We start from the raw sequence: 12,887 nt of genomic DNA, 5'->3' as shown, positions 1-12,887 counted from the left end.
AAGAACCGGATAGCCGGCGCGGCGCGCCACGCCTATCGTTCCCGGGTCCTCTCTTTCACACAAGGAACGATCATGCGGCAACTGACCGGCAAAGTCGCCATCATCACCGGCGCGAGTTCAGGCATCGGCTACGAAGCGGCCAAACTGTTTGCCCGCGAAGGCGCCAGGCTCGTCGTGGTGGCGCGGCGACAGGCGGAACTGGACCAACTGGTGGCGGCCATCGAGGCCGAAGGCGGCCAGGCCGCGTCCCTGGCCGGCGATGTGCGCGATGAGGCCGTCGCCGACGCCGCCGTGACCCTGGCGGAAAGCCGCTACGGCGGGCTGGATATCGCTTTCAACAATGCCGGCATGACCGGACAGGCGCAACCGCTGCACCAGGTCTCGCCCGAGGAATGGCGCCAGATCCTCGACACCAACCTGGGCAGCGCTTTCCTCGGGGCGCGCCACCAGATTCCGGCCCTGCTGCGGCGCGGCGGCGGCTCGCTGATCTTCACGTCCACCTTCGTCGGCCACACGGCCGGCTTTGCCGGCATGGGCGCCTACGCCGCCAGCAAGTCGGGCCTGATCGGCCTGGTGCAGGCCATCGCCACGGAATACGGCGCGCAAGGCATCCGCGCCAACGCCCTGCTGCCGGGCGGCACCGACACCGCGATGGGCCGCGCCTCGATGCCATCGCAGGAAGCGCGCCAATACGTCGAAAGCCTGCATGCGCTCAAGCGACTGGCCGCGCCACGGGAAATCGCGCAATCCGCGCTGTACCTGGCGTCGGACGCCTCCAGCTTCACCACCGGCACGGCATTGCTGGTGGATGGCGGCGTGTCGATCCATCGCGGATAGGCACGTCCGGGAATGAGCATGGCGGCGGCCCGTGCGTTTGTTCCTGGCCGCCTCAGCTCATGTAAACGCCGCCGTTGATCGCGTAATTGGCGCCGGTCACGAACGCCGCCTCGTCCGACGCCAGCCAGGCACACAGCCCGGCCAGGTCCTTGGCGGTGCCCAGGCGGCCCACCGGCACGCTTTCGATGATGCGATCCAGCAGCGCCGGCGGAAACGCCTTGACGGTGTCGTCGGCGATGAAGCCCGGCGACACCAGGTTGACGGTGACGCCGCGCGCCGCCACTTCCTGCGCCAGCGAGCGGGTGAAGCCGATCACCGCGCCCTTGGCGGTGGCGTAGTTGATCTGGCCGATCTGGCCTTTCTCGGCCGCGACCGAGCCGATGTTGATGATGCGGCCCCAGCCGCGCTCGGCCATGCCGTCGACCACCTGCTTGGTGCTGTTGAACAGCGTGTCCAGGTTGCTGCGCAGCACCGCCGACCAGTCGGCGTGGCTCATCTGGCGAAAGCGCATGTCGAGCATGGCGCCGGCGTTGTTGACCAGCACGTCGATCTCGCCGACCTCGCGCCGCACCTTGGCGAAGGCCGCCTCGGTCGAGGCCCAGTCGGTGGCGTCGCCTTCCGAGGCGATGAAGTCGTAACCCAGCGACTTCTGTTCCTTCAGCCAGTGGTCCTTGCGCGACGAGCGCGGCCCGCAGCCGGCGATGACGCGGTGACCGGCACGGTGCAGCGCCTGGCAGATCGCGGTGCCCGTGTGGCCCATCCCGCTGGTGACGTAAGCAATGCGCAAAGCCATGAACGTTCTCCTTTCAAGAAACGCGTAGAGGCGCGGCCGTCAGGCGACGGAACCGACCAGGGGGAACAGACCGAACGCCAGCGCGGCCGCCAGCATCACCAGGCATACCATCGTGGCCCACTTGAGCGAATAGCGCTGGTGGTCGCCAAACTCGACGCCCGCCAGGCCCACCAGCAGGTAGGTCGACGGCACCAGCGGGCTGAGCAGGTGCACCGGCTGGCCGATCAGCGAGGCGCGCGCCATTTCCACCGGCGAGATGCCATAGCCTTGCGCGGCTTCGCTCAGGATCGGCAGCACGCCGAAGTAGAAAGCGTCGTTCGACATGAAGAAGGTGAACGGCAGGCTGACCAGCGCGGTGATGCCGGCCAGGTACGGCCCGAGCGCGTCGGGGATCACCGCCAGCAGGCTGCGCGACATGGCTTCCACCATGCCCGTGCCCGACAGGATGCCGGTGAAGATGCCCGCCGCGAAGATCAGCGACACCACCGACAGCACGTTGCCGGCGTGTTGCGCCACGCGGCGGCGCTGCTCGGCCAGGTTCGGGTAGTTGATGATCAGGGCGATCGCGAAGGCGATCATGAACAGCACCGGCAGCGGCAACACGCCCATCACCAGGCTCACCATCAGCGCCAGCGTCAGGCCGGCGTTGACCCACAGCAGCTTGGGACGGCGCAGGTCGTGGTCGACCTCGATCTCGGGCAGGTTCTTGGGGCCGTCCTCGTCGTAGCCGGCGTGCAGCGAGGCGCCGTCGGGCAGCGACAGCACGCCCAGGCGGCGGCGTTCGCGCAGGCCCAGGAAGAAGGCCAGGATCAGGATCGCGACAATGGCCACACCCATCACCGGCACCAGCGGCACGAAAATGTCGCCGGCGTCCACGTGCAGCGCGCTGGCGGCGCGCGCCGTCGGCCCGCCCCACGGCGTCAGGTTCATGACGCCACTGGCCAGCATCGCCAGACAGGTCATGGACAGCGCGTTCATCTTCAGCCGGCGGTACAACGGCAGCATCGACGCGACCACGATCATGTAGGTGGTGGAGCCGTCGCCGTCCAGTGAGATCACCAGCGCCAGCACGGTGGTGCCGACCACGATCTTGAGCGGATCGCCCTTCACGGCGCGCAGGATGCGGCCGACGATGGGGTCGAACAGGCCGGCGTCGATCATCACGCCGAAGTAGAGGATGGCGAACATCAGCATGACGCCGGTGGGCGCGATCTTGCGGATGCCGTCGAGCATCATCTTGTCGATGCCGGCGCCGAAGCCGCCGAGCAGGGCGAAGAGGATGGGGACGAGGATCAGCGCCACCAGGGGCGAGAGGCGCTTGGTCATGATCAGCGTCATGAACGTGATCACCATGCCGAAGCCAAGCAGGGTCAAAAGCATGAGGGGGTATCTCCGGGCTCGTTGTTATTTGCACGCCGGTGGGGCGCTGGGGCGGAAGACTAGGAAGAAAAGCTGTCTGGAACCTGTCGTTTTTGGGCACGGCGCACCAGGATCGTGCGCGACGTCCTGCCCCCCATTGAGCCCAGACCGGCGATCACTCGAGTCGACGAGCGCATCCAAGGCTTCCGGCCAGGAGATCGGGAAAACCTAAGACGATTCTGAAAATGTCAGCAAATGTAGCGCCCGTTCGTCCGGCGACACACAATCCATACGCATTTCCGAATTGCTCATTCACGTCATTCCATAACAAGCAGCACCCGCCCCCGGGGAGCGACGACGGCGCCCGGACGGGACGTTGCACCATCCCAAGGGGAAAGCATGAAAAGCAAGATGTCCCGAAAACGCCACCCTGCCCGGCCTCCCAAGGTGCGCCAGGGCGTGCGGGCTACGCACGCGGCGCTTCTGGCATTGGGCCAGGCGGTCTCGATCCCGGCGCAGGCGCAGACTTACGTCAACTACGACGGCACCCGAACCAACGACGAGCAGGCCGCGGTCGTGAGTTGGGCCAACCACCCGGAATTCAAGGCAGACTGGGGCTTGGGCGCGATGAACGCGCAATATGCTTACGCGCGCGGCCTGAGCGGCGCGGGCGTGAAGCTGGGCGCGGTGGATTCGGGGTATCTGCCGACGCACCAGGAATTCGCCAGCCGCGGCTTCATCGCGCTCAGGGTCAAAGGCACTTATCTGAACGACGGCGAGCAACTCGATGGTTCGCAGCTCGCCTGGCGCGCCGGCGAAGCCTTCGACCGGCCCGGCGCGTACATAGACTCGACGGATCCGGCTAAAAAAATCGGCGCGAACGACAACCACGGCAACCACGTATCGGGCACCATCGCCGCCGCCAAGAACGGCCAGGGCATGATGGGCGTCTCGTTTGGCAGCCAGTACTACACCACCAACTCCAACGGCACGGACTCGTCCCGATACGGGTCCAACATGGACTACAACTATTTCAAGGCCGCCTATGGCAACCTGGCGGCCGCGGGCGTGCGCGCCATCAACAGCAGCTGGGGCACGCCAGCGGACGCCGACAACTACAACACGCTGCCGAGTTTCACCCGGGCCTATCTGCGCATGAACAGCGCCGGCAAGAAAACCTGGCTGGACGCGGCCGCCGACGTCTCGCTGCAATATGGCGTGCTGCAGGTCTGGGCCAACGGCAACGCGGGGGTTGCAAATGCCTCGACACGCGCCGGCTTGCCCTACTTCCGTCCCGAGATCGAGAAATACTGGATCGCGGCAACGGGCCTTCAGCAGTCGGGCGACCAGGGTTTCAACCAGTGCGGGCTGGCCAAGTACTGGTGCGTCGCCGCGCCCGGCTTCGGCATCCTCAGCGCCAACGTGGCCGGCGACGACAAATACACATTGTCCAGCGGCACATCCATGTCCGCGCCCCATGTGACCGGCGCGCTGGGCATCCTGATGGAACGCTATCCCTACCTGGGCAATGAGGAAATCCGCACGATCCTGCTGACCACCGCTTCGCATCGGGGCGCGGGCTCCGCCGATACGCCGAACGAACGCTATGGCTGGGGCGTGCCGGACTTGCGCAAAGGCATGGACGGCCCCGCCCAACTGCTGGGAAAGTTCACCGCCAACCTGCCGGCCGGCATGTCCGATACGTGGAAGAACAATATTTCCGAAGCGGCGCTGACGCAACGCCGCCGCGAGGAGACCGCGGAAGTTGCTGCCTGGGCCACTGAAAAATCCGCCTTGCAAAGCGGCATCAAGGCCGTGCCCACCGCCGGGCAAGCCACTCCCGACCTGATCACTGGCATGGCGCAGGCGCGTGCCCTGCTCGAAGAAGCCATCAAATCGAACATCAAGGGCATTTATACGGCGGCCCGCTTCGACGCGGCGCTGGCCGCGCTGCGGGCGGCCCCGCAGGGGTCCCTCCTGCTGGACATGTACGAAGCAGCCAACCCCAGATGGAGCGACCGCTACAGCAAGGCCGATGATTACACCAATTTCATCGCGGGGCGCAGTGACGGTGATCTGGCACAGGCGGCCTTCGACGCCCTTCGCGTCGCCACGATCAACCAGAACAAGTCGATCGCGGATCAGATCGACGTCCGGCAGGTCCGAGTCAACGCGCTGGCCGCCAAGACTAACGCCGACTACCGGGGCAGTCTGGTGAAGGCCGGCGCGGGCACGCTGATCCTGGCTGGCGACAACAGTTACTCGGGCGGCACCGAACTGCGGGAAGGCACGCTGGGCGTGGGCCACAACAACGCGCTCGGCATCGGTGCGCTCGCCATCGCGAACGGCGCGACGCTGCTGGCGGCGGCCGACAATCTGTCCCTGGGCAATGCGATCACCCTCACCGGCCTCGGCAAGGTCGACACACAGGCCCGGATGCTGACGCTGACAGGCGCCTTGGCCGACGGCCAGGCGGCCGGCGGGCTTGCCAAGCTGGGCGCCGGCACGCTGGTGCTGGCCGGCGCCAGCACCTATTCCGGGCCGACGCTGCTCCTGGACGGCACCTTGCGCGCCGGCTCGGCCGGCGTTTTCTCGTCACGCAGCGCCTTCATGTTGAACGCAGGGACGCAGCTCGACCTGGGCGGCTGGGACCAGGCCATCGGCTCGCTGTCGGGCGGCGGTGCCGTCGCGCTGAGCGCGGCCACCCTGACCACCGGCGCGGACAACCAGCACAGCGTCTACACCGGCCGGATCCAAGGCACCGGGGGCCTGACCAAGACCGGCGCGGGCGTGTTCACGCTGGGCGCCGACAACAGCGCCTATCGAGGCCAGATCACCGTGAGCGGCGGCGGCCTGTGGCTGCGCGACGACGCGCGGCTCGGCGCCAGCGTGCTGGCGCGCACGGGCGCCTTGCTGGGCGGCACGGGCACCCTGGGCGCCACGACGATCGAAGCCGGCGCGGTGCACGCGCCCGGCAATCCTGTCGGCACGCAGACGGTCACCGGCGATTACGTCAATCGCGGCACGCTGCGCGCGAGCGGGGCGCCGTCGGCAGTGAGTCGCGTGGATGTCGCCGGCGGGGTGGACATCACCGGCGCCACGCTGGAACTGCAGCTCTCCCCGATGGATGCCGCCGCCTGGCAGCCGCTGAATGGCCCCTATACCCTGATCGCCAAGGACAGCCCCGGCGCGGTCAAAGGCGCATTCACCACCGTACGCAACCCCTTGCTCTTTCTGGACGCGCCGGTCAGCACCACGGGCGGAGATGGCAATGACGTCACGCTCGCGCTCAAGCGCAACGACCGCGGCATGTCCACCCTGGCCAGCTCCGCCAACCAGGCCAGCGTGGCTTCGGCCATCGACGCCTTGCCGCAAAGCCATGAAGTGTGGCGCACCATCGCGCTGAGCAATAACGTCGCCGCCCTGGACCCGGCGCTGGCCCAGCTGTCCGGCGACACCCACGCCAGCGTCGCCTCGGCGCTGGCCGGCGTGACGATGGCGCCGGCCGCGCTGAACGGACTGGCGGCCCTGCGCCACAATCTGTCGGCGCCCATGCAGCCGGGCGCGCCCACCGCGGCCGCCGACAATGGCGCGCCGCCACCCGCCTCGGCCCTGCCGCGCAGCGGCGCGTCGCCGTTGTGGATCCAGCTTGGCGGCGAATGGCGCAACCTGGCCGGCGATGGCAACGCGCCGAACCTGACTCAGCGCAGCACGTCGCTGACGATAGGCGGGGACGCGGCCGTAGGCGGCGGTTGGCGCATGGGCGGCGCCTTCGGCTACACCGACGCGCGGTTGAGCGCGCAAGCGCGCCAGGCCAGCGCCAGGACCGATAGCTACAGCGCCACCGTCTATGGCGGCAAGGCCTACGCGCTGGGCGCGGGCGCGCTCAAGCTGATGGCCGGCGGCGCCTATTCCTGGCACGTGGTCGACTCGCAACGCCAGGTGCGCTACGGCAGCCTGGATCAGCGGCTCAGCGCCAACTATCGCGGCGCCACGACGCAACTGTTCACCGAGGTCGGATACGCGCTGCCCCTGTCGGACGCGGCCGGCGTCGAACCGTTCATCGGCCTGGCCTGGAACCAGTTGCGCATGCGAGCGTTCTCCGAATCGGGCGGTTCGGCCGCGCTGTCCAGCGACGGACAGCGCCAGCGCAACGTCAGCAGCCTGGCCGGCCTGCGCGGCAACTGGCTGGTGCCCGACTCGAGCATCGCGCTGCGCGGCATGGTCGGCTGGCGCCATGTCTACGGCAACACCCGGCCTTCGGTCGCGTTGTCATTCGACCAGGGGCCCGCGTTCAGCGTGGCGGGCGCGCCGATCGCGCGCGATGCCGCACGTGTGGAACTGGGCGCGGACCTGGTGCAGATACGCAACATGACGGCCGGCTTGAGCTACGGCGGCGAGTTCGGCGGCGGCAACCGCCAGCATGCCGGGTCGCTTGACGTCCGCTGGCGCTTCTGAGGCGTGCGCGGCGCCGGCTAACAGCCGTCGGCGCCGCGCATACAAGGCCGGGCCGGACACGCCCGACGCCTGCGCGCCACGTCCATGGATACCTGGACAATCATGCTGGAAAACCGCCGCCCCCGGGCCAGGCTTGGACGCGCCCGCCGAGCCAATCGCCGGCTATGGCAGAGACATTCAGGGGACGGATACGAGGCAAAGGCGGAACTTGCCGCTATGCGACAATCTCGCGCATGCGGATTCTGGTGATCGAAGATGATGAGGACCTGGCCGACGCGCTCGTACGCCGACTGCGTCGTCTTGGGCATGCCGTTGATTGCCAGAATGATGGGTTGAACGCGGATGGGGTGTTGCAGTACGAGACCTTTGACCTGGTGATCCTGGACATCGGATTGCCGCGCATGTCGGGGTTCGAGATCCTGCATCGGTTGCGGGATCGGGGCAGCAAGACGCCGGTGCTGGCGTTGACGGCGCGCATCGATATCGAGGATCGGGTCCATGCGCTGGATACGGGGGCCGATGATTACCTGGCCAAGCCGTTTGACTTTCGCGAGCTGGAGGCGCGCTGCCGGGCGTTGCTGCGGCGGCCCAGCGTGCAGGCGGCGGGGGTGCTTCGGTTTGGCGAACTGGTGATCGACAGCGCGGCGCGGCAGGTCAGCCTGGCGGGGCAGCGCATCGATCTGCCCAAGCGGGAGTACAGCCTGCTCGAGATCCTGTTGGCCGGCATGAACCGCGCGGTCAGCAAGGCCGAGATCGCCAACAAGCTGTTCGCGTTCGATGACGAGGCCGCGCCCAATGCCATCGAGGTCTACATCGCGCGGCTGCGCAAGAAGCTGGAAGGCTCGCCGCTGCGCATCGAAACGCAACGCGGCACGGGCTATCTGCTGACGGCGGCCGGGGATGCCGACGCCACCGCGGCGCCAAGGGACTGAAACGGTGCGGTCCCGCCGTATTTCCGTGCGCCGGCGGCTGCTGGCGATGCTGCTGGGGCTGTTCGTCGTGGGACTGGGCGCGCTCTACCTGCTGGTACGCGGCTATGCGCAGCAGACCGCCGACACCACCTACGACCAACTGCTGCGCGCCTCGGCGCTGTCGATGGCCGACAGCCTGCAGCTGGTGCAGGGCGAGTGGCAGATGGACATGCCCTACGCCGCCCTGGCGCTGCTGGAACAGGCGCCGCGCGACCGCGTTTTCTACCGCGTGACGGCCGCCGACGGCGCGCTGATTTCCGGCTACGCCGACCTGTCCACCCCACCCGCTCACGGCGCCGACGCCAGCGCCGCGCCGCAACTGTTCACCGCCGACTACCAGGGCCACGCCGTGCGGGTGGCATGGATGGAGCGCAAGATCGCCGGCCCGCGCGCCACCGAGACCGCGCTGATCCAGGTGGCGCAGACGCGCGAGGCGCGCAACGCGCTGGCCGAGCGCATCCTGTGGCAGGGCACGCTGGCGCTGATGGGCTTTACCGCCGCGGCGTTGGCGCTGGCCTATTGGGGCCTGCGGCGCTCGCTGTCGCCGATCCAGCGCATCGAGCGCGAGCTGGCCGCGCGCGGCGCCGCCGACCTGCATCCGATCGCCGCGCCGGTGCCCGAGGAACTGGACACGCTGGTGCATTCGCTCGACGGCTTCATGGCGCGGCTGTCCGAGAACCTCGACACCCTGCGCCTGTTCATCGCCGAGGCCGCGCACCAGTTGCGCACGCCGCTGGCCGCGCTGCACGCGCAGATGGAAGTGGCGCTGGACGAGGAAGACCCGGCCGAACAGCGCCGCAGCCTGCTGGCGGTGCTGCGCAATGCCGAGAAGCTGTCGCGGCTGGTGAACCAGCTGCTCAGCGACGCCAGCGTCATCCACCGCAGCAACGTGCGCAAGTTCGGTCCCGTGGACCTGGCCGAGCTGCTTTCGCAGGCCGTCTACGACACCGTGCCGCAGGCCGACCCGCAGCCCGATGTGCGGCTGCGCCTGCCCGCCGCGCAAGAGGGCGCGCCGCCCCGCATCGCGGGCGACAGCCTGATGCTGCGCGAGGCCTTCAAGAACCTGATCGACAATGCCCTGCGCCATGGCGCCTCGGCGGACGGCCACATCGACGTGCGGCTCGAACGCGACGACGCCGGCTGGCGCATCACCGTGGCCGACCAGGGGCCCGGCATCCCGCCCGCGCTGGCGCAAAGCGCCTTCGAGCGCTTCTCGCGCGGGCCCAATCCGCGCACGCCCGGCGCCGGCCTGGGACTGTCCATCGTCAAGCGCGTGGTCGACATCCACCACGGCTGGCTCAACCTCAGCAACCGCCCCGGCGGCGGTCTCGAAGCCGTCGTCCATCTGCCCGCCAACGCCCATGACGCCTAGACTTCCCCTGCTCGCGCGCCTGGCCGCGGCCGGCGCCGCCCTGATCCTGGCCGGCGCCAGCCCCGCCGCCGAGACCAGCGCCGACGGCCTGACGCTGGGCCCGGCCGACAGCAAGCACGTGCTGGTGCTGCACGCTTCCAACAGCGTGCAGGTGTTTCGCGGCGTGCTGGAAGACTTCAGCCAGCTCAACCCCGGCGTACGCCTCGAATACACGGAGCTGTCGACCCAGGCACTGTATGCCGAAGTGGCGACCCGTGCCGCGCAGGCGCCGGGCGAGAAGGCCGGCCCCGACCTGGTCATCAGCAGCGCCATGGACCTGCAGACCAAGCTGGTCAACGATGGCCACGCGCAGCCGCACGTATCGCCGGAAACCGGCGCCCTGCCCGCCTGGGCCAACTGGCGCGACGAGGTCTTCAGCATCGGCACCGACCCCATCGTGATGGTCTACGACACCCGCCAGCTCGACGCCGCGCGCGCGCCCCGCACCCGCCGCGAACTGCTGGCGTTGCTGCAGGCGCCCGACCAGCCGCTGGCCGGCCGCATCTCGACCTACGATGTCGAAGGCAGCGGCATCGGCTACCTGGCCGCCACCCAGGACGCGCGCCTGGACAGCCTGGCCGGCGCGCTGCTGGCCGCCTTGGGCCGCAACGGCGTGCGCGTCCACGAATCGACCGAGCACGCGCTCGACAAGCTCGAACGCGGCGAAATCACGCTGGCCTACAACCTGCTCGAATCCTACACGCGCCATCGCATCGACCAGGGCGCGCCGCTGGCCATCGTCTATCCGCAGGACTACACGCTGATGCTGTCGCGCTCGGCCATCATTCCGCGGCAGGCGCCGCGCGCCGACCTGGGCGCGCGCTTTCTCGACTACCTGCTGTCGCCGCGCGGCCAGGAAATGATTGCGCGCCAATCCGGCATGCGCCCGGTAGGCGCCTCGATGGTGCCGGCCGCGGGGGTGCGGCCGGTGGCGTTGGGCGTGGGCTTGCTGGTGTACCTGGACCCGCTGAAGCAGCGCCACTTCCTCGACCTGTGGCGCGCGGCGGCGCAACCGCCCGGCAAGGCGGACTGACAAGGTCGACTGACAAGGTGGCCCGCACCGCGACGTCAGCGGTTCGTCAAAGCGGATTGAGGCCGCCTGTACACGGCGGCGGCGGCCTGCCAGCCGCGACCGGCCGCACGCCGTTCCATGGCCAGGGACGCTAACCGCCCAGTTGCCCGCCCGCGCGCACCAGGTCCGCCAGCGTGCGCACCTGCATCTTGCGCATGACGCGCCCGCGCCGCACCTTCACCGTGATCTCGCTGACGTTGAGTTCGGCCGCGATCTGCTTGTTCAGCATGCCGCGCACCACCCGCTCCATCACCGCCTTCTCGCCGTCGGTCAAAGTGTCCCAGCGGGCCTGGACCTCGTCCGATCCCGACGCGCTGGCCAGGTGCGCCCGATCCTTTTCCACCGCCGCGTGGATGGTGTCCAGCAGGTCCTGGTCGCGAAACGGCTTGGTCAGGAAGTCCACCGCGCCCAGCTTCATCGCCGCGACCGACATGGGGATGTCGCCGTGGCCGGTGATCATCACCACCGGCATGCGCCGCCGCGCCTGCTGCAGGCGCCGCAGCAGGTCCATGCCGCTCTGGCCCGGCAGGCGCACGTCCAGCACCAGGCAGGCGGGGCCGGCGCCCGGATCGGCGTCCAGGAATTCCTGCGCCGAGCCATAGCCGCGCACCGGCAGGCCGACCGAATGCATCAGGTCCTCCAGCGACTCGCGCAGCGAGGCGTCGTCATCGACGATGTGGATGGTGGCCGGCTCGGGCCGCGTGCTCGCGATCATGAAGACTCATCCTTGGCCGCCGCCGGCAGCATGAAACAGAACACCGCGCCCTCGCGCGCGGCGGGCTCGGCCCACAACCGGCCGCCGTGGCTCTCGATGATGCCGCGGCTGATGGTCAGGCCCAGGCCGGTGCCCTCCGGCTTGGTGCTCCAGAAGGTATCGAACAGGCGCTCGCGCGCCTGCGGGTCCAGGCCCGGGCCGGTGTCGGTCAACGAACACTGCACCTGCCCCGGCGCCTGGCACGACAGGCGCAACGTCAGATGGCGCGCGCCGGCCGGGGTCTGCTGCATCGCCTCGATGGCGTTGAGCACCAGGTTGACCAGCACCTGCCCCAGCTGCACGCGATCGCCCAGCACCGCCGGCACGCGCTCCTGGATGCGGGTGGACACCACCACGTCGTTGCGCGCCAGCTCGTCGCCAGCCAGCTCCAGCACCTCGCCGATCACGTCGGCCAGGTCCAGCCGCTCGCGTTGCGGCGCGGCATTGCGCGCATCGCGGCGGATGCGCGCCACCACCTCGCTGGCGCGGTGCACGTCGCCGGTCATGCGCTGCAGCGCGCGCAGGGCCCGCTCGATGTTGGGCGGATCGTGCTCCAGCCAGCGCTGGCAGGCGCTGCCGCTGGTGGCGATGGCCGCCAGCGGCTGGTTGATCTCGTGGGCAATGGACGCGGTCAGCTCGCCCAGGCTGTGAATGCGCGCCATGCGCGCCAGCTGCGCGCGCGCCTCGAACGCCGCGTCCTCGGCCGCCGCCCGCTTGAGCGCCAGGTAGGTGGTCACGCCGATGGCGGCGATGCTGATGAGCGCATTGATCAGCCCCAGCTCGCGCAGCACGCCGCCGTTGGGCGTGAGGTACAGGCTGAGCAGCGTCAACGCCGCGCACGCCACCGCCACGATGGTGACGCCGCGCCGCGGCAGGAAGCTCAGCGCCGCCAGGATCACCGCCACGTAGAACACCGCCACGGCGATTTCCAGGCGGGTGAAGGTGTCCACCAGGAACACCAGCGCCATCAGCGCCACCAGCAATGCGACGCCCGCGCCGGGACGCTGCTTCAGATACCTGGCCGGCTTGAGGAACATGGCGCTGCCACCCCGTTGAATGGACGCCGGCGCCGGGCCCCGATGGCCGCGCACCGCGAGACGCCATTGTAGAGATAGGCGCGGGCCGCCGCGCACTATCGGAAAGCCGGCATATACCAAGGTATAGGCCCGCCATCCCAATGGCGCCTCGCCCGGGCGGGGGCCGGTTCCTATAATTTTCGGGTCCCCCAGCGA

9 protein-coding genes are annotated in these 12,887 nt (G+C 69.0%); 5 read left to right on the top strand and 4 right to left on the bottom strand.

All coding sequences use genetic code 11. The features are described from left to right. Positions 1-72 precede the first annotated feature (72 nt). The gene (locus tag ABFG95_RS20770) at positions 73-837 is read left to right on the top strand and encodes an SDR family oxidoreductase (RefSeq protein ID WP_063583005.1); all 765 of its coding nucleotides are present in this window, start codon (positions 73-75) and stop codon (positions 835-837) included. Between the two features lie 52 nt (positions 838-889). Here ABFG95_RS20770 and phbB read toward each other — a convergent pair whose 3' ends face one another. Together phbB and ABFG95_RS20760 are read right to left on the bottom strand one after the other, a co-directional pair. Beyond that, positions 890-1,630: an acetoacetyl-CoA reductase gene (gene phbB, locus ABFG95_RS20765; RefSeq protein ID WP_054417571.1), complete on the bottom strand. Its 741-nt coding sequence runs from the start codon at positions 1,628-1,630 to the stop codon at positions 890-892. A gap of 39 nt (positions 1,631-1,669) precedes the next feature. Next, entirely contained in the window at positions 1,670-3,010 is a 1,341-nt protein-coding gene (locus tag ABFG95_RS20760; protein ID WP_054417570.1) for a CitMHS family transporter, read from the bottom strand. Between the two features lie 390 nt (positions 3,011-3,400). Between ABFG95_RS20760 and ABFG95_RS20755 the strand changes: the two genes are divergently transcribed. From ABFG95_RS20755 to ABFG95_RS20740, 4 genes are all read left to right on the top strand, one after another. Then, positions 3,401-7,447, top strand: coding sequence for an autotransporter domain-containing protein (locus ABFG95_RS20755; RefSeq protein WP_348994887.1), 4,047 nt, complete (start codon positions 3,401-3,403; stop codon positions 7,445-7,447). A gap of 233 nt (positions 7,448-7,680) precedes the next feature. Beyond that, positions 7,681-8,379 (top strand): response regulator transcription factor, encoded by a 699-nt coding sequence (locus ABFG95_RS20750; RefSeq protein ID WP_068979876.1) that lies wholly within the window; start codon positions 7,681-7,683, stop codon positions 8,377-8,379. Between the two features lie 4 nt (positions 8,380-8,383). Beyond that, a complete protein-coding gene (locus ABFG95_RS20745; RefSeq protein ID WP_217482363.1) occupies positions 8,384-9,790 on the top strand; it encodes a sensor histidine kinase in 1,407 nt (468 codons plus the stop codon). After that, a complete protein-coding gene (locus ABFG95_RS20740; protein ID WP_348994886.1) occupies positions 9,780-10,862 on the top strand; it encodes an ABC transporter substrate-binding protein in 1,083 nt (360 codons plus the stop codon). Before ABFG95_RS20745 ends, ABFG95_RS20740 begins: the two co-directional genes overlap by 11 nt. A gap of 130 nt (positions 10,863-10,992) precedes the next feature. On the opposite strand, the gene ABFG95_RS20735 is transcribed toward ABFG95_RS20740, so the two are convergent. Further along, positions 10,993-11,616 (bottom strand): response regulator, encoded by a 624-nt coding sequence (locus ABFG95_RS20735; RefSeq protein WP_175203102.1) that lies wholly within the window; start codon positions 11,614-11,616, stop codon positions 10,993-10,995. Further along, a complete protein-coding gene (locus ABFG95_RS20730; RefSeq protein ID WP_238908008.1) occupies positions 11,613-12,692 on the bottom strand; it encodes an ATP-binding protein in 1,080 nt (359 codons plus the stop codon). The genes ABFG95_RS20735 and ABFG95_RS20730 overlap by 4 nt, the downstream gene beginning before the upstream one ends. Between the last annotated feature and the right edge of the window lie 195 nt (positions 12,693-12,887).

This window comes from Achromobacter sp. HNDS-1, assembly GCF_040084795.1.
Classification (GTDB): Bacteria; Pseudomonadota; Gammaproteobacteria; order Burkholderiales; family Burkholderiaceae_B; genus Achromobacter; species Achromobacter ruhlandii.
Note: the sequence above shows the minus strand (reverse complement) of the source record. Positions and strands in the feature narration are given on the sequence as shown.

Coding starts and splice junctions, on each gene's coding strand:
- ABFG95_RS20770 (WP_063583005.1), top strand. CDS start 73: ATGCGGCAACTGACCGGCAAAGTCGCCATCATCACCGGCGCGAGTTCA.
- ABFG95_RS20735 (WP_175203102.1), bottom strand. CDS start 11,616: ATGATCGCGAGCACGCGGCCCGAGCCGGCCACCATCCACATCGTCGAT.
- phbB (WP_054417571.1), bottom strand. CDS start 1,630: ATGGCTTTGCGCATTGCTTACGTCACCAGCGGGATGGGCCACACGGGC.
- ABFG95_RS20755 (WP_348994887.1), top strand. CDS start 3,401: ATGTCCCGAAAACGCCACCCTGCCCGGCCTCCCAAGGTGCGCCAGGGC.
- ABFG95_RS20740 (WP_348994886.1), top strand. CDS start 9,780: ATGACGCCTAGACTTCCCCTGCTCGCGCGCCTGGCCGCGGCCGGCGCC.
- ABFG95_RS20730 (WP_238908008.1), bottom strand. CDS start 12,692: ATGTTCCTCAAGCCGGCCAGGTATCTGAAGCAGCGTCCCGGCGCGGGC.
- ABFG95_RS20750 (WP_068979876.1), top strand. CDS start 7,681: ATGCGGATTCTGGTGATCGAAGATGATGAGGACCTGGCCGACGCGCTC.
- ABFG95_RS20760 (WP_054417570.1), bottom strand. CDS start 3,010: ATGCTTTTGACCCTGCTTGGCTTCGGCATGGTGATCACGTTCATGACG.